Annotated in this window: 26 protein-coding genes; 13 read left to right on the top strand and 13 right to left on the bottom strand. The window is 66.3% G+C overall.

Annotation, left to right across the window (positions count from 1 at the left end):
• Positions 1–116 precede the first annotated feature (116 nt).
• Positions 117–554, top strand: a complete 438-nt coding sequence (locus BFF94_RS11890; RefSeq protein ID WP_219139368.1) for a hypothetical protein — start codon at positions 117–119, stop codon at positions 552–554.
• Between the two features lie 72 nt (positions 555–626).
• Here the strand turns inward: BFF94_RS11890 and BFF94_RS11885 are convergent, their stop codons facing one another.
• From BFF94_RS11885 to codB, 3 genes are read right to left on the bottom strand one after another with little or no spacing between them, the layout of a single operon-like run.
• Positions 627–1,301 (bottom strand): TetR/AcrR family transcriptional regulator, encoded by a 675-nt coding sequence (locus BFF94_RS11885; RefSeq protein WP_308286042.1) that lies wholly within the window; start codon positions 1,299–1,301, stop codon positions 627–629.
• Between the two features lie 43 nt (positions 1,302–1,344).
• The gene (gene codA, locus BFF94_RS11880) at positions 1,345–2,598 is read right to left on the bottom strand and encodes a cytosine deaminase (protein WP_128843613.1); all 1,254 of its coding nucleotides are present in this window, start codon (positions 2,596–2,598) and stop codon (positions 1,345–1,347) included.
• Between the two features lie 44 nt (positions 2,599–2,642).
• A complete protein-coding gene (gene codB / locus BFF94_RS11875) occupies positions 2,643–3,911 on the bottom strand; it encodes a cytosine permease (protein ID WP_128843614.1) in 1,269 nt (422 codons plus the stop codon).
• A gap of 352 nt (positions 3,912–4,263) precedes the next feature.
• Between codB and BFF94_RS11870 the strand changes: the two genes are divergently transcribed.
• The 4 genes from BFF94_RS11870 to BFF94_RS11855 all read left to right on the top strand — a co-directional run bounded on the left by BFF94_RS11870 (position 4,264) and on the right by BFF94_RS11855 (position 7,860).
• Positions 4,264–4,440, top strand: a complete 177-nt coding sequence (locus BFF94_RS11870) for a hypothetical protein (RefSeq protein WP_219139367.1) — start codon at positions 4,264–4,266, stop codon at positions 4,438–4,440.
• 56 nt (positions 4,441–4,496) lie between these two features.
• On the top strand, positions 4,497–5,786 hold the full coding sequence (locus BFF94_RS11865) for an NAD(P)/FAD-dependent oxidoreductase (RefSeq protein ID WP_219139366.1): 1,290 nt from the start codon (positions 4,497–4,499) through the stop codon (positions 5,784–5,786).
• A 17-nt stretch (positions 5,787–5,803) separates the two neighbouring features.
• On the top strand, positions 5,804–6,361 hold the full coding sequence (locus BFF94_RS11860; RefSeq protein ID WP_128843616.1) for a helix-turn-helix domain-containing protein: 558 nt from the start codon (positions 5,804–5,806) through the stop codon (positions 6,359–6,361).
• Positions 6,362–6,513: 152 nt separating this feature from the next.
• The gene (locus BFF94_RS11855) at positions 6,514–7,860 is read left to right on the top strand and encodes a glutamine synthetase family protein (protein ID WP_128843617.1); all 1,347 of its coding nucleotides are present in this window, start codon (positions 6,514–6,516) and stop codon (positions 7,858–7,860) included.
• A 25-nt stretch (positions 7,861–7,885) separates the two neighbouring features.
• Here BFF94_RS11855 and BFF94_RS11850 read toward each other — a convergent pair whose 3' ends face one another.
• From BFF94_RS11850 to BFF94_RS11825, 6 genes are all read right to left on the bottom strand, one after another.
• The gene (locus BFF94_RS11850) at positions 7,886–8,413 is read right to left on the bottom strand and encodes a GNAT family N-acetyltransferase (protein WP_128843618.1); all 528 of its coding nucleotides are present in this window, start codon (positions 8,411–8,413) and stop codon (positions 7,886–7,888) included.
• Positions 8,414–8,463: 50 nt separating this feature from the next.
• Positions 8,464–9,042, bottom strand: coding sequence for a hypothetical protein (locus BFF94_RS11845; protein ID WP_128843619.1), 579 nt, complete (start codon positions 9,040–9,042; stop codon positions 8,464–8,466).
• 88 nt (positions 9,043–9,130) lie between these two features.
• Positions 9,131–9,520 (bottom strand): lysozyme inhibitor LprI family protein, encoded by a 390-nt coding sequence (locus tag BFF94_RS11840; RefSeq protein WP_128843620.1) that lies wholly within the window; start codon positions 9,518–9,520, stop codon positions 9,131–9,133.
• A 53-nt stretch (positions 9,521–9,573) separates the two neighbouring features.
• Positions 9,574–10,338, bottom strand: coding sequence for an N-acetylmuramoyl-L-alanine amidase family protein (locus BFF94_RS11835; RefSeq protein WP_219139365.1), 765 nt, complete (start codon positions 10,336–10,338; stop codon positions 9,574–9,576).
• Positions 10,339–10,462: 124 nt separating this feature from the next.
• A complete protein-coding gene (locus BFF94_RS11830) occupies positions 10,463–12,082 on the bottom strand; it encodes an NAD(P)-binding protein (RefSeq protein WP_128846977.1) in 1,620 nt (539 codons plus the stop codon).
• Positions 12,082–13,596 carry a polyamine aminopropyltransferase gene (locus BFF94_RS11825; protein WP_128846980.1) on the bottom strand — a complete coding sequence of 505 codons (1,515 nt, stop codon included), beginning with the start codon at positions 13,594–13,596 and terminating at the stop codon, positions 12,082–12,084. Before BFF94_RS11825 ends, BFF94_RS11830 begins: the two co-directional genes overlap by 1 nt.
• A 121-nt stretch (positions 13,597–13,717) precedes the next feature.
• On the opposite strand from BFF94_RS11825, the gene BFF94_RS11820 reads away from it, so the two are divergent.
• Genes BFF94_RS11820 through BFF94_RS11795 form a run of 6 tightly spaced genes read left to right on the top strand, consistent with a single transcriptional unit; the run spans position 13,718 to position 17,609 of the window.
• Positions 13,718–14,104 (top strand): DUF350 domain-containing protein, encoded by a 387-nt coding sequence (locus BFF94_RS11820; RefSeq protein ID WP_128846983.1) that lies wholly within the window; start codon positions 13,718–13,720, stop codon positions 14,102–14,104.
• Positions 14,105–14,131: 27 nt separating this feature from the next.
• On the top strand, positions 14,132–15,184 hold the full coding sequence (locus tag BFF94_RS11815) for an SPFH domain-containing protein (protein ID WP_219139364.1): 1,053 nt from the start codon (positions 14,132–14,134) through the stop codon (positions 15,182–15,184).
• Between the two features lie 9 nt (positions 15,185–15,193).
• Positions 15,194–16,702, top strand: coding sequence for a DUF4178 domain-containing protein (locus tag BFF94_RS11810; protein ID WP_219139363.1), 1,509 nt, complete (start codon positions 15,194–15,196; stop codon positions 16,700–16,702).
• Positions 16,699–16,848 (top strand): hypothetical protein, encoded by a 150-nt coding sequence (locus BFF94_RS11805; protein ID WP_158062128.1) that lies wholly within the window; start codon positions 16,699–16,701, stop codon positions 16,846–16,848. Before BFF94_RS11810 ends, BFF94_RS11805 begins: the two co-directional genes overlap by 4 nt.
• Entirely contained in the window at positions 16,845–17,228 is a 384-nt protein-coding gene (gene speD, locus BFF94_RS11800) for an adenosylmethionine decarboxylase (RefSeq protein ID WP_128849724.1), read from the top strand. The genes BFF94_RS11805 and speD overlap by 4 nt, the downstream gene beginning before the upstream one ends.
• Positions 17,229–17,264: 36 nt before the next feature.
• Positions 17,265–17,609: a hypothetical protein gene (locus BFF94_RS11795; RefSeq protein ID WP_246637278.1), complete on the top strand. Its 345-nt coding sequence runs from the start codon at positions 17,265–17,267 to the stop codon at positions 17,607–17,609.
• Here the strand turns inward: BFF94_RS11795 and BFF94_RS11790 are convergent.
• The 3 genes from BFF94_RS11790 to BFF94_RS11780 all read right to left on the bottom strand — a co-directional run bounded on the left by BFF94_RS11790 (position 17,606) and on the right by BFF94_RS11780 (position 20,091).
• The gene (locus BFF94_RS11790; RefSeq protein WP_128849720.1) at positions 17,606–18,394 is read right to left on the bottom strand and encodes a lysozyme inhibitor LprI family protein; all 789 of its coding nucleotides are present in this window, start codon (positions 18,392–18,394) and stop codon (positions 17,606–17,608) included. The two genes, BFF94_RS11795 and BFF94_RS11790, sit on opposite strands and share 4 nt — an antisense overlap.
• Positions 18,395–18,525: 131 nt before the next feature.
• Positions 18,526–19,413: a DUF4261 domain-containing protein gene (locus BFF94_RS11785; RefSeq protein ID WP_128849718.1), complete on the bottom strand. Its 888-nt coding sequence runs from the start codon at positions 19,411–19,413 to the stop codon at positions 18,526–18,528.
• Between the two features lie 225 nt (positions 19,414–19,638).
• On the bottom strand, positions 19,639–20,091 hold the full coding sequence (locus tag BFF94_RS11780; protein ID WP_128849716.1) for a type II toxin-antitoxin system RatA family toxin: 453 nt from the start codon (positions 20,089–20,091) through the stop codon (positions 19,639–19,641).
• A 181-nt stretch (positions 20,092–20,272) separates the two neighbouring features.
• Between BFF94_RS11780 and BFF94_RS11775 the strand changes: the two genes are divergently transcribed.
• The gene (locus tag BFF94_RS11775; RefSeq protein ID WP_085038588.1) at positions 20,273–21,313 is read left to right on the top strand and encodes a bifunctional nicotinamide-nucleotide adenylyltransferase/Nudix hydroxylase; all 1,041 of its coding nucleotides are present in this window, start codon (positions 20,273–20,275) and stop codon (positions 21,311–21,313) included.
• Between the two features lie 74 nt (positions 21,314–21,387).
• Complete coding sequence (locus BFF94_RS11770) at positions 21,388–22,821, top strand: nicotinate phosphoribosyltransferase (protein ID WP_128849713.1); 1,434 nt, start codon at positions 21,388–21,390, stop codon at positions 22,819–22,821.
• A gap of 77 nt (positions 22,822–22,898) precedes the next feature.
• On the opposite strand, the gene BFF94_RS11765 is transcribed toward BFF94_RS11770, so the two are convergent.
• Positions 22,899–23,357, bottom strand: a complete 459-nt coding sequence (locus tag BFF94_RS11765) for a hypothetical protein (protein WP_143269756.1) — start codon at positions 23,355–23,357, stop codon at positions 22,899–22,901.
• Positions 23,358–23,361 lie beyond the last annotated feature (4 nt).

Here is a 23,361-nt window from a genome sequence, read left to right as displayed (position 1 = left end):
CGCTAAAACGCGCGCCGACCAGGACACCGCCCGATTTAACGCTTCATTACGATGGGCTTTCCGGAAAGGTGCTAGATTCGCTCATCGATATCTCGGAAGGCGGAGAGGGCAGACAGATGCTGAAGAAATTGCTTGGGATGGCCGTGGTGGTCGGTGCGACGGCGGTGGCGTCGCTGCCTGCCGTGGCAGGCGACACGAACAACGCACTGGGCGGCGCGCTGGGTGGCGTTGCCGGCGCGGCGGTCGGCAACGCGGTTGGCGGTAGCACGGGCGCCGTGATCGGCGGGGCAGTGGGCGGTGGTGCAGGCGGTGCGGTGACGTCGAACAAACGCGAACGCACGGGCGCGATCGTCGGCGGCGCACTGGGCGGCGGAGCAGGCACCGCTGCGGGCAACGCGATGGGCGGCACGGCCGGCGGGCTCGTCGGCGCCGCCGTGGGCGGCGGCGCGGGCGCGGCGCTGGGCGGCCACGTGTCGCGCAACAACTCGCGTTCCAACGATCATTACCACGGCAACAAGTACAAGAACAAGAAGCGCTACAAGCACGACGACTGACCGGCGGTTCCCCGGCGAGTGTTGACGGCGCCGAGGTGCCGTGCATGAATGGCGACGGAGGCGGTCAAGCGGTCAATCCGTCTTTCCGTCTCCGGTGATCAGCGCGTTGAGCACCAGATCCGAGATGGTGCGGTAAGCCGCGTCGAAATCGTCGCTTCCCAGCGCACGCTTGCCGAGCACCAGCAGCATCTGGGGGGCGAAATCCGCATACGCCTGCGTGGCTGCCCAGATCAGGAAGAACAGGTGCTCGGCATCGACCTGCCTGACCTTGCCTTCCTCGATCCAGCGTTCGAGCACCCGGATGTCGTCGCGCAACACCGGAATCAGTTGTTTGCGGATTTCCTTTCCGTAGGTCTTGGCCCCGCCGATGATCTCCAGCGCAAAAACCCGCGATCCATGCGGGCGATTTCTGGAGAATTCGAGTTTGGCCCGGATATAGGCCGACATGGCTTCCGCGGGCTCGCGATCGGGCGCCGCAAACTCCCGCATTCTGCCGAGCCAGTCCCGCAATACGTCGTCCAGCACGCGTTGGTAGAGCGCCAGCTTCGTGGGGAAGTAGTACATCAGGTTCTGCTTCGACAGGCCGGCGGCCGCTGCGATTGTCGCGACGGAACTCCCCTCGAATCCGTAAGCGGAAAACGATTCTTCGGCAGCGGCGAGAATGGCCGCCTCGAGATTGTCGCGCAGCGCTTCGCGCCGGCCGCGAGGCCGGCCCGGCGTTCCTGCAGTCGGCTCGGACGGGTTCATCACGATGCTTCCTCCAGCATGTCGGACTCGCGTCGTCGCCCGCTCAACGCGTGCCCGCTTCAGGATAGGTGATGCGTTCAGGCGCGCGCTGCATGATGACCTTCCCGGCACGGAGCGACAATCGCACCTTGGCCTGTTTGCGAACCACTTCATAGTCGCAATCCGCGTCGAGGATCAGCAGATTGGCCGGCCGCCCGACGGCGATGCCATAGCGATCGCCCAGGGACATCGCATGGGCGCTGTGCTCCGTCACGAAGTCGAGGCATCGCTGCAGGTCTTCGTAGCCGAGCATGTGGCACACGTGCAGGCCGACGTCGAGGATGCGCAGGATGTTTCCGTTGCCGATGGGATACCACGGATCCTTGATCGAATCCTGTCCGAAGCACACGTTGATGCCGGCGCGATCGAGTTCCGCAACACGCGTAATGCCGCGTCGTTTCGGGAAGGTGTCGAAACGCCCCTGCAGGTGGATGCTTTCGGTCGGACACGAAACAAAATGGATTTCCGACCGCTTCAGCAACCGGAAAAGCTTCGAGCAGTAGGCGTTGTCGTAGGAACCCATCGCGGTCGTGTGGCTGGCGGTGACGCGCGTGCCCATCCCGCGAACCCGCGCTTCCTCGGCAAGCACTTCCAGGAAGCGCGATTGCGGATCGTCGGTTTCGTCGCAATGAACGTCGACAAGGCAGTCCTTGCGCTCCGCGAGCTCCATCAGGAACTTGATGGAGCTCACGCCCTGGTCGCGCGTGTTCTCGAAATGCGGAATGCCGCCGACGACGTCGGCACCCATTTCGATTGCGCGCTCCATCAGTGCACGTCCGTTCTCGAACGACTCGATGCCTTCCTGAGGGAAGGCGACGATCTGCAGATCGATGAGATCGCGCGCTTCGTCCCTGACCTCGAGAATCGCCTTCAACGCGGCAAGTGTGTGATCGGTGACGTCCACGTGCGTACGCACGTGCTGGATGCCGTGGTCGCGCAACATCCCGATCGTGGTGTGGGCGCGGGTTTTCGTATCCTCATGGGTAATGGTGGCCTTGCGCTGGCCCCACCGCTCGATACCTTCGAACAGCGTGCCGCTCATGTTCCACTCGGGTTCGCCCGCGGTCAGCGTCGCATCCAGGTGGATATGCGGCTCGACCAGCGGCGGGATGACGAGATTGCTGCCCGCATCGATGACGTCGTCCTCTTGTGGCGTCAGCGGCGACGGCTGGAGGCCGATGCCGCGAATCGTGCCCGCATCGATGTCGATCGTGAAGAGGCCGCTACGGCCGCGCAATCTGGCGTTGATGATTTTCATGAGCATTCCTGTATTTTTGGGCAGCGGGAGGGCACGCAGCGGAATCATTCACCCTGAACCGACGGCTCGCGCGTGAACGCGCGGGCAATCTGCAGCAGCACGATGTAGGCGGCGGCGGACGCCGCGATGCCGACGATCGGCGCGATCCACGGCGATGTATAGGCGAGTCCGGCGCCGATTGCATACGCGGCCAGGCCGACCAGGTTGAAGCGCGGAAGGCGGGCGGCGGCAAGCGACGGGTATTGCCCGCGATGGCGGTACCAGTAGTCCGCCATGATCACGCCGCCGACCGGCGGAATGATCGAGCCGAGCAGCACCAGGAACGGAATCAGCAACTCGTACATCCCGCCGACCGCGAGCACGATGCCGATCGCCGCGCCCACGAGTACGAGCGTGCGGCGCCGTTCGGTGCGCAGCAGATGGCATCCGGCGGCTGCCACGTTGTACATTGTCGGCCCCTGGATGGTCCAGAGATTGAGGCACAGCATCACGACCGCCGCGATCGACAGGCCCTGCAGCATCATCACCTCGACGATGTCGGCTTGCTGATAGACGATTGCGCAGTATGCGCCCGCGACGATCATCAGGCCGTTGCCCGCGAAGAATCCGATCATGCTGGCCGAGACGGCGCTGCGCGCGCTGCGTGCGAGGCGGGTCCAGTTGGTTGCCTGGGTGGCGCCGCTGGCAAAGGTGCCGATGACCATGGTCACGGCGGCCGAGAACTGCATCGGATGAGACGGCGCGATATGCGTGAGGCCGGCCCACCCGCCGATATCGCGGGTGGCGATCCACATCGACGTCATCAGAAGCACGAACATCAACGGCACGGAGACGCGCGACAGCACATCCATGCCGCGATAGCCGATGATGGCCGTGATGGAAAATCCGAAGCCGAAGAGGATCATCAACGGCGTGGTAACGGAGGCCGGCCAACCCAGCAGCTTGACCAATACGATCGCCACCGTCGCGGTTCCCCATGCGTACCAGCCGAGTTCGGCGAAGCCGAGCAGGAAATCGGACAGCTTGCTGCCGACTTCCCCGAAGCAGAATCGCCCCATCAGTACCGCATTCAGGCCGCTGCGGGCGGCAATCAGCGCAAGCGATGCCGCATAGGCGGCGAGCAACAGGTTTCCGATTAAGGCGATCTGGATCATGCTGACGACGTCGAAGGCTACACCGATCTTGCCGCCGGCAAACATCGTTCCCGTGAAGAACGTGAAACTCAACAACACCATCGTGATGGACAGAAATCCGGTGCGTTTCTCGAGCGGGACTTCGCTCAGCGAGAATTCTCCGTGATCCGATTTGTCCATCGGGCTTGCATCCCGGTTCGTGGGCATCTTGTCTCCCGTCAGCGATTGGGTTGGGTCTGAAAGGGTTTACGGGGGCCGTGCTTGGGTGGGTGACGTTCGGTTTCAGCGCGTCATTCTCTCCGTCCAAAATTTTTACAAGGGTAAAAATTTGGTCCGGGCGGATGGCAGGAACATTCACCGGGCCAGTGCGGTTCATGCGCGAGGCGTTTCGTGTATCGGCCGATCCGGAGCGCCTCATGCCGCGGGCGAGGGCGCATTTCGAGCCGATGTTTCCGGTGTCTGCACCACAGGCAAGGCAGGTGCGTGCGGCTGGAGGCAGGCCGGCCGACCCGTCCGACAACGGCGATCGAGGATGGAAGTACGAACCCGCCAGACCTGGACGCCATCGATCTTCGCGGCTTTCACGAAAGTCCATTTCGGCGCTGACTGGGTCTGCCCGGGCCGCGAATCTTCAGCTAACCAGACTAACGGCGCAGCGTTGATTCATCAGACCGATACGCCGTTTTTTTTTGCTCGCTTGCTTCCGTGAAATTGCCGTGCTAATTTTTCATGAAATTTATCGGCGTAATTTTCACGGGAGTCCGCATGTTCGTGCAGTCCGACCGTCACGTCGCAAGCTACTACGCCAGCACCTATCCGGCGCCGATCCCGCATCGTCCGGAACTGGACGAACGCATCGACGCCGACGTGCTCGTCGTCGGCGCGGGCTTCAGCGGGCTGCATACGGCATTGCGCCTCGCGCTTGCCGGCAAGCGCGTCGTCGTGCTCGAAGCGAGCCGCGTCGCGTGGGCCGCGTCGGGCCGCAACGGCGGGCAGGCGCTGCTCGGCTGGTCGTGCGACATGCAGCCGCTCGAGGATTCGCTCGGCCGCGACGGCGCGCGCGTGCTGTGGGACAGCATGCGCTGGGCGGCGGCCGAGGTACGCGAACTGCCGGAGCGGCACGGTTTCGACATCGACTACCGGCCCGGCAGCCTGTGGGCCGCCGTGCGGCCGCGCCGCGTCGCGATGCTCGCGCAGGCCCGCGACGAGGCAGCCGAGCGCTGGGGTTACGACCGCCTGCGCGTGATCGGGCGTGACGAGATGCCCGACTGGATCGGCGGCACGCGCTATCTCGCGGCGCTCCACGATCCCGAGGCCGGCCACCTGAATCCGCTGAAGCTCGCGCTCGGCCTCGCGCAGACGATCGAGCGCGCGGGCGGCCGCATCTTCGAACAGAGCCGCGTGCTCGACTGCTGCGAGACGGCCGGCGGCCATGTCGCCCGCACGGCGCGCGGCGAGGTGCGCGCGGACGTGCTCGTGCTTGCCTGCAACGCGTATGTCGACCGGCTCGATCGCGACCTGGCGCGCCGGCTGCTGCCGGTCGGCACGTACCAGGTCGCGACCGCGCCGCTCGCGCCGGAGCTCGCGCGTGCGCTGCTGCCGCAGAACAGTTGCGTGATCGACAACCAGTTCGTGCCCGACTACTTCCGCCTGAGCCCCGACAACCGGCTGCTGTTCGGCGGCGGCTGCACGTATCTCGGCGGCATTCCGGCCGATATCGCGGCGGCGACGCGCCCGCACCTCGAACGCGTGTTCCCGCAACTGGCCGGCGTGCCGCTCGATTACGCGTGGGGCGGCCACATCGACATCAGCATGCGCCGCACGCCGGACATCGGCCGCCACGGGCAGCGCTTCTGGCTGCAGGGCTTCTCGGGGCACGGCGTGCTGCCGACGCTCGCCGGCGCGCGCGCGGTTGCCGACGCCGTGCTCGGCGACGAGCGCCTGCTCGCGCAGTACCAGCGCATCCGAAACCCGCGCTTCCCCGGCGGCGACCGGCTCGCCGCGCCGCTGGAAGCGATCGGCAAGGCCTGGTACCGTCTGCGCGATACCGTCTGACCGCACCGGAATTCATCATGAACGAACAGGAAGAGATAGAAAGTCTGGCGATCCTGATCCGCGACCTGCGCAAGCATCGCAAGGTCACGCTCAACGATCTCGCCGAACGGATCGGCCGCTCGGTCGGCTTTCTGTCGCAGGTCGAGCGCGGGCTGTCGCGCCCGACGGTCGCGGATCTCACCGCGATCGGCGAGGCGCTCGGCGTGCCGACCACGTATTTCTACAGCCTGAGCAAGCCGCGCAGCGTGCCGTGGGTCACGCGGCCCGACGAGCGGCGCACCGTGTATTACGCGGCGGGCATTACCGACATCCTCGTGTCGCCGAACATGCGCTCGCGCTTCTCGGTCCTCGAAAGCCATCTCGCGCCCGGCGCGAGCAGCGGCGAGCGGCCCGTCGACGACAGCGACGAGCAGGGTGGTTTCGTGCTCGAAGGAGAACTGACGATCTGGGTAGACGGCGACGATACGCCCGTCACGCTCGGCCCGAACGATGCATTCCAGCTTCCTGCGCACAAGCGGTTCCGTTACGCCAACCTGACCGAAGCGCCGACGCGCGTGATCTGGGTATTCACCTGAGTTGTCGGCGGGGCGGTCGGCATGGCAGGCCGCCGTGCCGCGCAGCATGTTTGCAGTACTGATTTAAATGCGGCATGCGTCGTTTCGTGTGCCGCATGAATCCGGTTCGCCGCGATGCGGCACCGCCATACAAGACATGGAAAGGATGAGACATGGCTGACGTCGTTCCCGCGCTGGTCGGTGAAGTCCGCGCATTCCGGCAGGCGCACCCCGAGATTCGTTATGTCGACCTGATCTGCCTCGACCTTCCCGGGCACTTCTACGGCAAGCGCTACCCGATCGATGCGCTCGAGAAGGTCGCGTCGGGCTCGCTGCTGAAGCTGCCGCAGAATTGCGTGCTGCTCGGCACGCAGGGTGGCCTCTACAAGATCGGCGACTACTGCTTCAACGACGGCGACCCCGACGCGCCGCGCCGGTTGATCCCCGGTACGCTGAAGCCGGTGCGCTGGGAGCGCCAGCCACTCGCGCAGATGCTGATCAGCTCCGACGGCACCGATGCGCCGATCGAGTTCGAGCCGCGCGAGGTGCTCGCGCACGTGCTGCGGCGCTTCGCGGCGCGCGGCATCCGGCCGGTCGTCGCGTTCGAGCTCGAGTTCTACCTGTTTGCCGCGCAACTTGCGGACGGGATGCCGCAGTATCCGCGCGACCGCCTGAGCGACGACCGCGACGACCAGCCGAACATGCATATCGAGCGCCTGTCGCGCTTTTCCGACGTGCTGCACGAGATGGTCGAGGCCGCGTGCGAGCAGGGCGTCGATGCGACGGTGATCACGGCCGAGCTCGGGCCCGGCCAGTTCGAGATCAATTTCGGCCACACCGACGACGCGTTGCGCGCGGCCGACTGGTCGGCGCTGTTCTGCCGCAGCACGCGCGGCGTCGCGTTGCAGCACGGCTATCGCGCGAGCTTCATGGGCAAGCCTTACCTGCATGCGCCGGGCAGCGGAATGCACGTGCACGTGAGCCTGTACGACGATGCGGGGCGCAACCTGCTCGCGGCTGACGGACAGCGGCCGCTGCGACACGCGGTGGCCGGATGTCTCGCGCTGCTGCCGCATTGCATGCCGGTGTTCGCGCCGAATCACAACGCGTTCCGGCGCTACGGGTCGATGGTGAACGCGGCGAGCCGCGCGAGCTGGGGCTTCGAGGATCGCGATGCATGCATCCGGATTCCGGAGTCGGATGCGGGCAACCTGCGGATCGAGCACCGGCTCGCGAGTGCCGACGCGAACCCGTATCTGGTGCTGGCGGCGATCCTCGCCGGAATGGAGCACGGGCTCGATGCGAGGATCGAGCCGATCGCGCCGCTCAACGAGGATCGCGGCAGCGGGATCGATTTCCCGAAGGAGATGTTGTCGTCCGTTGCCGCGATGCAGGATCATGCGGCCGTGCGCGAAGGGCTCGGCAGCGAGTTCGTGATGGTGTATTGCGAGAACAAGCGGCAGGAGGAGCTGGATTTCCGCAATGAAATCGGCGCGCGGGAGTATCGGTGGTTTCTGTGATTGTCACGCGCGTCGATAAAGCGGACTACGGTAGTGCGCGCCAGTAGCGCACTTCGTCGATCGGCGTACCGTCGATCTCGAACGTCTTGATGTCGTCTTCAGCGACGAAGCCTTCGCGTTCATAGAACGTCCTGGCTCGACGGTTCTTGGTCAGTACCCAGAGCGACACCCACGCATGGCCCGCGTCATGCAGCGATCGACATGCATGGTCGACCAGCAATGCACCGATGCCTTGCCCGCAATGCGACGGATGCAGGTAGATCGCTTCGATTTCGCCCCAACTGCGATCCTTGTCGGTGTCGCGCGTCGGACCATACGCGATCCAGCCCGCCGGCCCGCTTTCCGTGAAGGCGAGCGCGACGCGCGGTCGTCCGGCGTCGAGCGCATAACGCCACGCGGCCGTACGCTTGTCGACCGACAGGCCGGCGAGGAACGGGGCCGGCATGATGCCCGGGTAGGTTGCCTGCCACGATGCGACGTGGATAGCGGCGATGGCCGGGGCGTCGGCAGACGTGGCAGGGCGGATGTCGAGCTTCGTCGTATTCGGTGCCATGCGTACTCCGCCTGATCGGTTGTCGCTTGTCGCGTTGTCGCGCGGGGGATTTAATTCGCCGGACCCGAACGGCTGTTGATCGCGAAGCTGTAGCTGATATCCACTTGCGATGCATCGCCGGGTGCGTCGGTTTTCTTCAGCACGAATTCGAACGCGGGTTCGAACCAGCGGTTGCGCGGGATTTCTCCGCCGAGGATTTCGACCTCGTACCAGCCGTTCTCGATTTCGATCGCGGGCTGGCCCGGTTCGCTATAGCGCGCGAGCAGCGCGTTCACCGTTTCGTCGTTGAAGCGTTCGAGTATGCGCCACGTGTAGAGCATGATCGAACGATGTTCGACGCGCAGCACGTAACCGCCGCGCCGATGCTGCAGGCGGCTTCCCGTCTTCAGCAATTCGGGTGTTTCGTCGTCCAGCGTGAAGATGACCGTGTACGGATGGTTCACGATGCCGGCCAGCGGAATGACGACACCTTCCAGCACGGCGTTGTCGCCGCTGTCGTTCGTCGTGAATTCCAAGGCGACGTTGTCCGACAGCGCGTGCTGTTCCTTGTAGCGCTTCAGCAGCAGAAGATCGCCGACGAGAAAGTAGTCGACCAGATCGTTGAGGACTTCGGAAAATTCATGTCGCATCGCCGTTCCTTTCGCGGTGCCGAAGCGGGTGGATCGCGAGTGCACGAAGCGCCGCGACGCGAAACGCATCGCGGCACTCGCGAAGCCCTTACTCGCCGAGCTTCGACGCCACGCACCCCGTGCTCGTACACTCGCGTTCACGCTCGCGCAGGAACGACAGCCGCGACTGCGTCATGTCGGTCGCGCACTGCAGATCCACGAGGTAGCCGTTGTTGCGGGTTTCGCTGCACTGACCGTCGCGCTGTTTCAGCCAGGCGAGCTGGCCGGCCTTCAGCGTCGCCTGCTGGTCGCCGCTCAGTTGCTTGCGCAGGCGGCCGTACTCGTCGTTGAGTTCGCGGTCGGTCTGCGAGAACTGCGTGCTGCTGCAATACACCTGGTCGAACGCGCTGTGCGGCTTCGCACAGCCTGCCGCGTGCGCGGCGAACGGAACGGCGAGCGCGAGCAGCGCGCAGGATGCGAACAGATTCTTCTTTTTCATCGTGATGCTCCTGACTGGGTGAAAACCGTTGAGCCCGACGGCGATGCCGTCCTTCATTTCGGGGCCGTGCATGCGTCGATCCCGCCCGCGATCGCAGCGGACAGGCGCTGGATCGTCTCGCGCCGCGCGAGCCGCGCTTCCTCGTCCGGATTGACGATCACGCCGGCTTCGACCAGCACGGCCGGCACCGGCGCGGTGCGCAGCACGACGAGATCGTCGAAGCGGTGGATGCCGAGTTGCGGGTCGATCAGCGGGCGGTTCTCGCCGCGGATCGGCTGCGCGTGATAAAGCGACGGCCGCTCGCCGGCCGCGACCAGCCGCTCGGCGATCGCCTTCGCGCAACGCAGGCTTTCCGCATAGTGCGGATTGCGCTCCGACACGAACACCGAGAAGCCGCGGAATTCGCGCTGCCGGCCCGCGTCGATGAACTGCTGCTGCATCGAGTCGTGATGGATCGACACGAACAGGTTGGCGTCGGGCGCCTGCGTCGAACGCTGGTCGAGCGCGATCTCGCGGCCGTCGGCCGACGTGCGCAGCACGCGGTCGCCATGTTCGGCGAGCCTTGCGGCGACTGCGCCGGACAGGTCGAGGTTGTACAGGTATTCGACGCGGCCGCTCGCGCCGGTGGAGCCCGGATGCGCCGGCGTATGGCCGGTGTCGATGACGATGTAGCGCCCGGATGCGGGCTCGGTGCCGGTGGCGCCCGCGGTGTCGGCCGCATGCAGCGCCGGCGGCGCGCCGAGCAGCGGGGCGCAGGCGAGCACGCGCGCGGCGGCGCGCACGAACGGGCGAAGGCGTCGGAGGGTTCGGTTCGTCATTGTTGTTGTCGAGGAGGGCATGCGGCGCGTCGAACGGCACGGCACCGTCGGCCTGCTCAATGCAGTCGGAATGTCGCGCGATTATAGCGGTTGGCGGCGGCGCCGCAATGACGAACGATGACCGTCAGGCCAGCACGCGCCCGGCCGCGAGCATGCCCCAATACGACGCTTCCTCGAACAGCGACAGCCCGGACAGGTCGGCATGCGCGAACACGATGGGGCCGTCGGCATCGCGCAGCGCGAGCAGCCCCGGCCGGCTCAGGAAACCGACGTCGGGTGTCGCCATCGCATGGCCGCGCACGGTGATCTCGAGGGCCGTCGCGTGTTTCCACAGCTCGCGCCCGTACACGGCCTGCAGGTCGGTCGCCGCCTGTTCGCGCAATGCGTCGGGCGGCGCCTGCGCGAGCCAGCGGCGCGTGTCGTCCGGCGCGTGCGTGCTCAACGCCTGGTATGCGGAGAACACCGAGCGCGTCGGCGGCGACATCCGGATCAGCTGGTGCGTGGACACCACATAGCCGAGGCCCGCGCCGTCGTAGACGACGTTGTCCCACGCGAGCGGCACGCCCGCTGCTTCGGCCGGCATGCCGTCGAGCAGGAAGTTGGACACGAGCCACGGCGCGCGCGGCGGCAGGTCGCGCGCGGGGTCGAAGCCGTAGGCGGAAAGCTGCGGAAACACGCGCGCCGCGACGAACAGCGGCATCGCGCACACGACCCGCCGCGCCTTCAGCGTGAACGTCGACAGCGCGCCGTCGACGCCGATGCGCGCGCACAGCACGTCGACGCCGCCTGCGCGTTCGGTCGCGCGCACCGCGAAGCCGTCCCGCGACCACGCGTTCGAGCCGGCGCGCGCGGTGATCGAATCGCCCAGCTTCGTCACCATCGTGTGCAGCCCGTCGGGCCAGGTCAGCACCGCGCCATCGCCTGCATCGCCCGCATGGCCGCCGCGCGACGAGAAATAGTGCAGGCCGGCCCACGCGGACACATGCTCGTACCCCGCGCCGTAGTCGTCGCGGCAGCAGTAGTTCAGGTACCAGTGCAGCGCCTTCGCGGTGTAGCCCTCGTCGAGCAGCCACTGGCGGAACGAGCGCTGGTCCAGTGCGCACCAGCGCGGGTCGCGCGACGATTCGGCGATCGGGATGCAGAACACCTTGCGGTCGTCGGCGCCGCGTGCGGTGCGCAGCCCGTCCGTGTACGCGAAGAAGCGTGCCTGCTGCGCGAGCTCGCCGGCGCCGAGGCCGGCGGTCGGCACGATGCCGTCCTGCCACTGCCCGGCGATGAAGAGCCGTTCGTCGGGCGCATGGACGAGCGCGCGCTCGTCGTACACGGGGCGCGCGGAGAACGGGGCGGATTCGATCACGCCGAGATCGGCGAGCATGTCGCGCAGATGCGCGGATTCGAGCGACGGCAGCGGCAGGTAGTGCGCGCCTTTCGGATAGCCGAGATCGCCGAAGCGGCCGCCGGCCGCATTGCCGCCGAACTCGGGGCCCGCGAGCACCGTGAAGCGCCGGTGGCCCGCGCGGGCGAGCTGCCATGCGCACGACAGCCCGGCCGCGCCCGCGCCGAGGATCGCGACGTCCGTCTCGATCGTGCCGGAAGGCGGTGGCAGCGTTGCGTGGTCGCGCAGCGCATGGCCTTCGCGCATGCCGGGGTAGCCGACACGCGGCGTCGTCTCGATCCAGCCGGTGCGGCCGCACGCGGCGAGCGACGCGGCCGCCGACGCGACGAGGAACGTGCGGCGGTCCATCAGCGCAGCACGTGTTTCCAGTCGTCGTCGAAGCGGCGCACGAGCGGCTGGTCGTTGAGTTCGTTCGGCGACATCGGCAGCGCCGGCATGTCGGCCGGGAAGTGGAACATCTCGGCGGCCGTCTGCGCATCGAGCCAGCGCGTGGGCACCGAGTAGTGCGTCGGCACGGTGAAGTCGCGGCGCTTGCCGGCGATCACGAAGCCCCAGTCGCCGAACGACGGCACGTAGCAGTGGTACGGCCACGTGTTGAGCCCGGCTTCGTGCAGCGTCGCGATGATGGTCCAGTAGGCGTGCGGCGCGAAATACGGCGACGTCGACTGGATCACCGCGTAGCCGTTTTCCGACAGGTGGCGCGCGAGCAGCCGGAACACCGGCACCGAGTACAGGCGGCCGAGCCCGAAGTTGGTCGGATCGGGGAAGTCGACGACGATCGCGTCGTACACATCGGCGTTCGATTCGAGCCAGCGCACCGCGTCGTCGTTGATCACGCGCACGCGCGGGTCGTGCAGCGACCCCTGGTTCAGCTTGACGAGCGGCGTGGAGGTCGAGAACAGCTTCGTCATCGCGGGATCGAGATCGACGAGCGTGATCTGTTCGAGGTTGCGGTGCTTGAGCAGTTCGCGCACCGCGAGACCGTCGCCGCCGCCGAGCACGAGCACGCGCTTCGCCCACGGCAGCGCCTCGATCGTCGGATGGATCAGCGCTTCGTGATAGCGATGCTCGTCGCGCGACGAGAACTGCAGGTTGCCGTTCAGGTACAGCCGCATGTCGTCGTGCCACTGCGTGAGCACGATCCGCTGGTACGGCGTCGTTTCCGAATAGATCGTTTCGTCGCCGTAGACGCCGTGTTCGGCCCAGTGCGTGATGCGGTCCGACAGCGCGAACCCGGCGACGAGCAGCCCGATCACGAGCGACGCGCGCATCAGCTTGCCGCGTACGTTGCGGATCTCGTCGCGGAACAGGTGCGTCGTCCACAGGGCGACGAAGGCGTTCAGGAGACCGAACAGGAAGCTGGTGCGCAGCAGGCCGAGACGCGGCGCGAGCACGAGCGGGAAGATCAGCGAGACGGCGAGCGAGCCGAGATAGTCGAAGGTCAGCACCTCGCTGACGGTATGGCGGAATGCCTGGCGCCGCTGCTGGAACGCGCGCATGACGAGCGGGATCTCCATCCCGATCAGCGTGCCGAGCGCGAACACGAGCGCATAGAGCGCCGCGCGGAACGGCGCGGCCAGCCATGCGAACACCGCGAACAGCAGTGCGGCCGAGATGCCGCCGAGCAGGCCGACGAGCAGCTCGATGTCGACGAAGCGGTCGAGCACGTCGTCGTCCTCGACGAACTTCGCGAGCCACGAGCCGATCCCCATCGCGAACAGGTAGCAGCCGATCACCGATGAAAACTGCAGGATCGAATCGCCGAGCAGGTAGCTCGACAGCGCGCTGCTGATCAGTTCGTAGCCGAGCCCGCACGACGCGAGCACGAGGATCGACAGGACGAGCGCACGCTTATGCAGCATGGCGCATCCGTTGTGCAGCGGTCGGCAATGTGGATATACTGGCGCGGATTTTCGTGGGTTGGCCAGTCGTGGGCCAACCGGCGGCGGGGCGGCGAACCGAGCACAAAATCCGAGGAAAAGAATGAATAGTGCCTATCTTTATGCGGTTCATTTACTGTCGGCGTTCGTGCTGCTTCTTGTGTTCGCGGCAGTGTACCTGAAGGTCACCCCGTTCGACGAACTGGCGCTGATCCGCGACGGCAACGCGGCCGCGACGCTGTCGTTCGGCGGCGCGCTGATCGGTTTCTGCCTGACGCTCGCGTCCAGCATCGCGCACAACTCGACGCTCGGCGAAGTCGTGGCCTGGGCCGTCGGCGCGATGATCGTGCAACTGATCACCTATGCGGCGCTGACGCGCCTGATGCCCGGCATGAATCATGCGATCGAGGATCGCAACGTCGCGATGGGCGGACTGATGGGCACCGCGTCGCTCGTCGTCGGCATCATCAATGCCGCCTGCCTGACCTGACGCGCCACGCGTTTCGAGGAGACCGACATGAGTCTGGGATCGTTTATCCGCAAGCAGTTCATCGATGTCCTGCAATGGACGGAAGACACCGACGGCGTGCTGGCCTGGCGCTATCCGATGGAGGATCAGGAAATCCAGTACGGCGGCAAGCTGACCGTGCGCGAAACGCAGGTCGCGATCTTCGTCAACGAAGGCAAGATCGCCGACGTTTTCCAGCCGGGGCTGTACACGCTGGAAACGAACACGCTGCCGGTGCTCACGTACCTGAAGAACTGGGACAAATTCTTTCAGTCGCCTTTCAAGTCGGACGTCTACTTCTTCAGCACGCGGCTGCAGCTCGGCCGGCGCTGGGGCACCGCGCAGCCGGTGACGATCCGCGATCGCGAATTCGGCTTCGTGCAGGTGCGCGCGTTCGGCATCTACTCGTACCGGATCGTCGACGCGGCCGCGTTCCATCGCGAGGTCAGCGGCACGCGCGCGCAGTACACGGTCGACGATCTCGAACAGCAACTGCGCAACCTGGTCGTGACCGCGATGAGCACGACGTTCGGCTCGGCCGACGTGCCGTTCGTCGACATGGCCGCGAACCAGTCGCTGCTGTCGCAGCGCATCGCCGAGGCGCTTGCGCCGGTGTTCACGCGCTACGGCCTCGCGCTCGACGCATTCGCGGTCGAGAGCGTGTCGCTGCCGGCGGAGCTGCAGAAGGCGCTCGACCTGCGGATCGGCGCGGGGATGGCCGGCGATCTCGCGCGGGCCACGCAGTACCAGACCGCGCAGGCGATTCCGCTCGCCGCGCAGAACCCGGGCGGCATCGCGGGCGTCGGCGCGGGGCTCGCCGCGGGCGCAGTGATCGGGCAGGCGATGGCCGGCCAGATCGCGGGTGCCGCTCAACCGGCGCAGCCTGCACCGCCCGCGCCCGTCGCGGCGCCGGTGGCCGCCGCGCAGCCGGCCGCACCGGCCGACGGCACCGATTACGTGCAGCGGCTCGAACAGTTGAAGGCGTTGTTCGACAAGGGCCTCGTGACCGAAGACGAATATTCGCGCGCGAAGGCCGAGATCCTCGCGAAGCTCACCCGGTAAGCGTCGCGCATGTTCAGTACCTCGTGCCCCCAGTGCGGCGCGCCGGTCGAGTTTCGCTCGGCGGCGGCGGTGATGGCCGTCTGCGCGTTCTGCCGCAGCACGCTGCTCAAGCGCGGTACCGACGTCGAACGTATCGGCGAACTGGCCACGGTGCTCGACGATGCGTCGCCGATCCAGATCGGCACGGCCGGGCGCTACGGCAAGCGCGCGTTCACGGTGCTCGGGCGCATCCAGATGACCTACGACGCCGGCGCATGGAGCGAATGGTATGTCGTGTTCGACGACGGCGCGTTCGGCTGGCTGTCGGATGCGTCGGGCCAGTACGCGGTCACGGTGCGCGAGCCCGACGATGCGTCCGGCGGCGCGTGGCCCGCGTTCGGCACGCTCGAACCGGGCATGCGGATCGACCACGGCGGCCGCGCGTATCTCGTGTCCGACGTGCGCACCGCGCGCTGCACGGGCGGCGACGGCGAACTTCCGTTCCGCGTCGATGCCGGCTGGGAGGCGCGCGTCGTCGACCTGCGGACCGGCAACGCGTTTGCGACGTACGACTATTCCGATGCCGATGCGAACGGCGGGAGCCCGGCCGTCTATTCGGGCGAGGCGCTGGAGTTCGATGCGCTCGCGTTCACGGGGCTGCGCGATACGCAAGCCGATACGCGCGAGAAGCGCGGCGCGGAGATGGTGCCGTTCGCGTGCCCGAGTTGCGGCGCGCCGCTGTCGTATGCGCCGAGCGTCGCCGACTACGTCGTGTGCGGCAGTTGCCATGCGGGCGTGCAGTGCACGGCCGAGCAGCAGACCGTGTTCGCGGCGCAGCGCAAGCTCGAATCGGTGAAGGGCGCGCTGGAACTCGGCGCGATCGGCACGTTCGACGGCGTGAAGTACACGGTGATCGGCATGATGCGCTGCCGCGTGCCGGGCGACGACGAGACGTGGGACGAATACCTGCTGCTGAATCCGAAGCGCGGTTTCCTGTGGCTCGTGCAGAGCGAAGGGCGCTGGGAACGCGTGCAGGTGCTCGACCAATGGCCGACGATCGGCAGCGAGTCCGACGTGACCGACGGCGGCAAGACCTACCGCCTGCGCGAGGAATACGAATCGGAGGTCGTCTACGTGGTCGGTGCGTTCAACTGGCGCGTGCAGGTGGGCGATCGCACGTCGATCATCGACTACGGCTGGCAGAAGGACAAGCTGACGCGCGAGCGCAGCGCCGCGGAGATCGTCTGGTCGCGTGCACGGCCGCTGTCGGGCAGCACGATCGCCGAACGCTTCGGCACGCCGGCGCTTGCGCCGGCCGCGGCGGCCGGCGCCACCGCGTCGACGGGCCTGTTCGGCGGTAAAAGCCCGCACAGTTTCGGGCCGCTGCCGTGGGTGTTCAGCGCGTTGCTCGTGATCTTCAACATGGGGTCGCTGTTCTCGTTCAGCGGCCGCACCGCCTACGTGCTGGTCGGCCTGCTGGTGCTGTGGCTGCCTGAATGGCTGTGGAAGGGTTTTGCGTCGGACGGGGGCAACTCGTGATCCGGTTCATCCTCTACGGCGTCTACGGCCTGATCGTCGTCACGCTGTTCAGTTGCGCATCGATCGGCGGCGGCGGTTCGGGCGGCGGCGGCTGGGGCAGTTCGTCGGCCCGCAGCGGCTACTCGTCGTACGGGTCGCACAAATGACCGCGCGCGACGGGGTTGCGCCGCCACGCGCGACGCTCGGCTCGCACGTGCTGGCCGACCTGGCCGGCATCGACGCGGCGCTGCTGCGCGACGCCGCGCGGCTCGAGACGATCCTTGCCGAAGCGGCGCAACAGGCGGGCGCGCGCGTGATCGGCGCGCATTTCCATCATTTCGGCGGCGAGCATGGCGTGACGGGTGTCGTGCTGCTCGCCGAATCGCACATCACGATCCATACGTGGCCCGAGCATCGCTTCGCAGCCGTCGACGCGTTCATGTGCGGCGCGGCGCGCGCGGCCGATGCGGTCGATGCGATCGCCGCCGCGCTCGGCACGCACGCGCAGGTCCGGCAGCAGGTGGCGCGCGGCGCTGCGCCGGCCTGAGCGGGCATTGCCCAACCGATGCGTAAAAGAACCGGAATGGCCGCATTGCTCGGCTTTGCATGCTTCACCGGCAACGTCGCCGCGGAGCCGCCGCCCGGGCCGGTCGTGATGATCCACTTCGACTACGACGAGAAGAACAAGGCGCGCCTTCATGCGCTGGAACAGCGGCTGGATCGCGCCGTGCGGCGGGCCGGGGCGGGCGAACTGGGCGAGACCGAACTGCATCGCGACGGCAACGACGGTTACCTGTACTTCTATGGCGCCAGCGCCGATCGGCTGTATGGGATCGCGCGCCCGATCCTGAAATCGTCAGGATGGCTGACCGGTATGGAAGTGACGTTGCGTCGCGATCCGGACGCGAAAGCGTTCACGACCCGCTAGCGCTCGAACCGGAACGTCGACACGCTGTGCAGCGTCGCGTCGTCGGTGCCGACGATGCCCTGCGTACCCGCGACGGCCGAGCGCTTGCCGTTGCTCAGCACGGCCCAGTAGCATTCGCCGCCGGCCGCGTGGAAGCCGGTTTCCGGATCGCTGATGCCGCACGTGATCGTCGCGCGCATGCCGTGCCAGCCGGCGCCGGAGAAGCGCTCGACGTCCTGCGGGATGCCGGGGCCGTATGACGTCACCCACTTGCCGTCGTCCTGCTTGACGAATCCGGCTTCCTTCTCCGCGACCGGCTCCAGCGCGCCGTCGACGATCTCGAACGAGATGAAATAGTTGCTTTGGGTCATGTTGCGGCCGACGATCGCGACACAGCGGTCGCCGCCGCCTTCAGGGCACGGCTTCTTCACCTGCCGGTTCGCGAGATACTCGAACGAGATGCCGAGCGCCGGGTCGCGATAGGTTTTCCAGCCCGCGTGTTTCACCTGCTTCAGCGCCGCCGTCCGGTCGCGGTAGGCGGTGGCGATGCATGCGGCGTCGGTGCATGCATCGCGCTGCGCGAGCCACGCGCGTTGCGACCGGATCACGGCCGGCTGGTCGGCGGCGATGCCGATTGCATCGTAGTAGGCGTTCGACAATGCGCTGTCGGCCGATACGAGCGCCTTGTCGCCGCAAATCAGGCGCTCGGTGCGCGTCTTCGCACGCGTGCAGTCGATGCCGTCGGCGTGAGCGGACAACGACAGGCCGATGGCGGCCAGTGTGAGACAAAGGCGAATACCGAACACGGACGTCTCCTCATCGAGGCGGGGCGGCGGCTGTCATGCAGCCGTCATGTGACGCCGCGGCGCACGTGGTTCGCAAAGCGTCGAACCCGCGCGCCGTGCATCAGGATGCGATACGGTGCAACGGGGTGCGATCAGCGATTGATTTCGTCCGCCGAGATCAGCTCGGCCACCAGCACCTGCGCGGGCCCCTGCAGGTAGTACTCGTGCTCGAGCGGCTCCCGCAGTTTCATGAACGTTTCCGAGCCGACCTGCATCGTTTCGCCCGCATGCATGTGCGCGCCGCTTTCCAGCATGTAGTGCATCACGTTGTTGAAGATGCCCGAATAGCGTTCGCCTTCGTGATGGCCCGCCGCAAGCGCGGCGAAATCGGGCAGGCCGAACACGTCGGCGCCATAGGTGCGCATCCACACGCCTTCGGCGCCTTCGACCTCGTATTTCACGAAGCCGCAGAAGAACAGGTTCAGCGGGATCCCGCGCAGCACTTCGAGGCTTTCTTCGCCGAGTTCCTTCGCATCGAAGACGCCGGCCGGCAACGACGTGTGCGCGTGCTCGTTCAGCACGGCGAGGCCGTTTTGTTCGGCCAGCGCGCCGGCGACGGCCGCCAGCGCGACATACTGGTCGAGCGGGTCGGGTTCGTGTCCGGCGTAGTAGAGGATCACGTGGCTGCGGCTCGCGCGCACCTGCTGCTTCAGGTCCTGCCCGTAGTGGGCGGGCGCGACGCAGGCTTCCAGCGCATCGGACGGGTAGGGTGCATCGAAGCCGACCAGCCGGACGACGTGATTGCCCCAGCCGGCGAGCCCGAATACCTGCTCCAGCGTCGGTTCGGTTTCGACGCGGGCCTGTTTCATGCTCGGATGGTACGCACGCAGCGCGGCCGTCAGCGACGCGATATCGACCTGCAGCGGGCCGTCGAAGACGACCGCCACGCTCAACGGATGCTCGATGTCGGATGCCGCGACCAGTGCGGCGGGGCTTTCGGGTTCTTCCTTGCGGCCAAAGAATCGGGATATCAGGCTCATCGGATTTATGTTTGTGTCGACGCCGGTTCAGGGAGGCGTGCCCTGTTCTCTCGGTCAGGGCCGGCCGTCACGGTGACGGCCGCCCGTAGTTTCCCCGGGTTCGGCGAATCTGGCAAATGTCCGATCGATGCCTGATGATGCGGCCGTGGCGCGTTCGAACGTGTTCGGGGGGCGGTGGCGCGGATCCGCCGGACCGAGCGGGCGCTCGGCCCGTGGTGGTGGCGGTCAGCGCGGCAACGCTTCGGCCTCGGCCCAGCGCTTGAACGAATCGAGACGCCGGCGCGTCTGCACGAGATAGAACGCGCCGATCAGCGGTTCGAGCAACCAGCGCAACCAGGCCGGCTGAGCGCGGAAGTTGTACGTGAATTTCACCTCGGTCGTGCCCGGCGCGTGTTCGGTGAAGTTCCAGCTGCCGCTGAAGCGTTCGAGCACTTTCGGCCCGTCGACCATTTCGACGGCGGCGACCTGCGGCGGGCGGTACGAGATGTAGCGCGACACCATCGTCGCGCCCGACTGGCTGCGGCAGAACGCGTCGACGCCGACGTCGGCCGCCATCCCGTCGAGCAGGTAGGCGTCGACGAGGAAGCTGTCCCACACGAGCCGCCGCGCGTAATCCTGCGACCACGTGAAGAGGCGCCTGCGATCGACGCCGACGGTCCGGCTGACTGATATCCTCATGATGGCAGGCGCAATGACGCGGATTGGGATGAAATCGAGTGTAACCCGCCGGCGCATTGCGTTTCTTCAGACTTCGTCAAGTCGAGCATGGGCTCGATTGACGCATTTCGGGATTTCACCTAGGATTCGTTTCAACCCTTCGGGAAAGACCCGGAGCGTTTCAATCTCTTGAGGGAGCCTCATGAGTACGCAACAGAACCGGCGCTTCGACGCGCTCGTTTTCATTGGTCGTTTCCAGCCTCCGCATCGTGGTCACCTGAACGTGTTGAAGTCGGCACTGAGCCGGGCCGAGCGCGTGTGCGTGCTGATCGGGTCGACCGACAAGCCCCGCACCATCAAGGATCCGTTCTCGTTCGACGAGCGCCGCCAGATGCTGGCTTCGCTGCTCGACGCGTCCGAGCGCGACCGCGTGACGATCGCGCCGTTGCAGGATTCGACGTACAACGACGGCGACTGGGTGCGCTGGGTGCAGGACGCCGTCGCGTCCGCGCTCGGCGATATCGCACAGCGCAAGGTCGGGCTGATCGGCCACGAGAAGGATGCCACCTCGTATTACCTGCGGATGTTCCCGCAATGGGAGCTCGTCGACGTCGACGCGACGGAAGACATTTCCGCTACCGAGATCCGCGACCAGTATTTCGCCGAACGCACCAACAGCTTCGTGCAGTGGGCCGTGCCGGAACCCGTGTTCGGCTGGCTCGAGCGCTTCCGTACGCAGCCGGAATTCGCGCAACTGAAGTCGGAAGCCGAATTCATCGCCGCATATCGCAAGGCGTGGGCGGCCGCGCCGTATCCCGTCACGTTCGTGACGGTCGACGCGGTGGTCGTGCACTCGGGCCATATCCTGCTCGTGCGCCGCCGCAGCGAACCGGGCCGCGGCCTGTGGGCGCTGCCGGGCGGGTTCGTGAACCAGGACGAACGGCTCGACGCGGCCTGCATTCGCGAGTTGCGCGAAGAGACCGGCCTGAAGCTGCCGGAGCCCGTGCTGCGCGGCTCGATCAAGGATCGCCAGGTGTTCGATCACCCGACGCGGTCGCTGCGCGGCCGCACGATCACGCACGCGTGCCTGTTCAATTTCCCGACCGGCGAGCTGCCGCGCGTGAAGGGCAGCGACGACGCCGACAAGGCGCGCTGGGTCCCGCTCAACGAATTCGCGCAGATGCGCAACGTGATGTTCGAGGATCACTTCGACATCGCGTATCACTTCCTGGGGAAGCTGTGATCCGCTGATTCCCCGCATTCCGGTCCGCTGCGACAGACGCGGCGGCACTTCAACGGCCTAGAGGAGCTCTAGCCATGCAAAACGATCCCGGCGGCTTTGCCGCGGTTCTCGCCAATCCGATCCTCAACACGGATTCGTACAAGGCATCCCACTTCCTGCAATATCCGCCCGACGCGTCGGCGATGTTCTCGTATGTCGAGTCGCGCGGCGGGCGCTACGACCGCACGCTGTTTTTCGGCCTGCAGATGCTGCTGAAGGAATATCTGTGCAAGCCGGTCACGCACGCGATGATCGACGATGCGCGCGATTTCTTCACGGTACACGGCGAGCCGTTCAACGAAGCCGGGTGGCGCTACATCGTCGAACGCTACGACGGTTACCTGCCGGTGAAGATCCGCGCGGTGCCGGAGGGTTCGGTCGTGCCGGTGCACAACGTGCTGATGACGGTCGAATGCGACGACCCCGAAGTGTTCTGGCTCGCGTCGTATCTCGAGACGATGCTGCTGCGCGTGTGGTATCCGGTGACGGTCGCGACGCGAAGCTGGCACCTGCGGCAGACGATCCGCAGCTTCCTCGAGAAGACCGACGACGATCTCGCGCAACTGCCGTTCAAGCTGCACGACTTCGGCGCGCGCGGCGTGTCGAGCGCGGAGTCGGCCGCGATCGGCGGCGCGGCGCACCTCGTCAGCTTCATGGGTTCGGACACGGTGCTCGGCGTGCTGGCCGCGAACCGCTTCTATCGCGAGCCGATGGCCGCGTACTCGGTGCCGGCGGCCGAGCACAGCACGATCACGTCGTGGGGGCGCGAAGGCGAGGTCGATGCATACCGGAACATGATCCGCCGCTTCGGCTTGCCTGGCGCGATCGTATCGGTCGTGTCGGACTCCTACGATCTGTTCGCCGCGCTCGATCTGTGGGGCGGCGAACTGCGGCAGGCCGTGATCGATTCGGGCGCGACGCTCGTCGTGCGTCCCGATTCGGGCGACCCCGTGACGATCGTGCTGCAGACCGTGCGCGCGCTCGACGCGTCGTTCGGCTCGACCGTGAACGGCAAGGGGCGGCGCGTGCTGAATCGCGTGCGCGTGATCCAGGGCGACGGTGTCGACGAGCTGTCGATCGACGCGATTCTTTCCGCGCTCGACGACGCAGGCTATGCGGCCGGCAACGTCGTGTTCGGCATGGGCGGCGCGCTGCTGCAACAGGTGAACCGCGATACGCAACGCTTCGCGATGAAGTGCTCGGCGATCCGGCGCGGCGGCGTATGGCACGACGTCCGAAAGGATCCGGTCACCGATCAGGGCAAGCGCTCGAAGAAGGGGCGGCTCACGCTGCTGCGCAATCGCCGCACGGGAGAGTATCGGACCGTGACGCTGCCCGTGGCGTGGGACGATCGTGCGCTGGAAGGCGAATGGGACGAGGCGCTCGGGACGGTGTTCGATACGGGGCGCTTGCTCGTCGATACGTCGTTTGCCGAGGTGCGGGCGAGGGCGCACGCGGGGGAGGTTTGACGCAGGCGGAGTGAGACGTTCGCGTTACTCTGGCGCTGACAAGATGTATCGGAGATGCCATCTAACGACGAACTCCGTCAACGGAGTACCCTGGATGTCGGTGTGTTAGGCGCAGCGCCGCATAGGTGCCGACATCCATCTTTGCATATTGGGACCAGTGTCAGTCCGATCTGAAGATAGCCTTCATAACCGGCGCTGTCTTTCGGATACGGTTTCGAGATCATGTGGGTGTCCGACCAGATGTTCTCGCGCTTGACACCGAGTTGGACCAGATACTCCTTCAGGCGCGCTGCTCTTCGCAGCGCGAGTGCCTGTGGATTTTCTTCACCGATGTAGGCTCCGGCGGTGACGATCCCTCGAATCTCGGCGTCAGGCCATTGACGCGCGCGGATGACCATTTCCGCAATCTTGATGCGATCCTTGTTCGGGATCGTATCGGAATTGAGCGGGACGCTGTCTAGCATGTCTTCGGAAACGGTGCATGCCGTGGATGAAATCGGGAACGAGAGGCAGGCCCAGATTGCCAGGCTCATCATGCGA

Origin of the sequence: Burkholderia catarinensis, assembly GCF_001883705.2 — a bacterium.
Lineage (GTDB): Bacteria > Pseudomonadota > Gammaproteobacteria > Burkholderiales > Burkholderiaceae > Burkholderia > Burkholderia catarinensis.
Note: the sequence above shows the minus strand (reverse complement) of the source record. Positions and strands in the feature narration are given on the sequence as shown.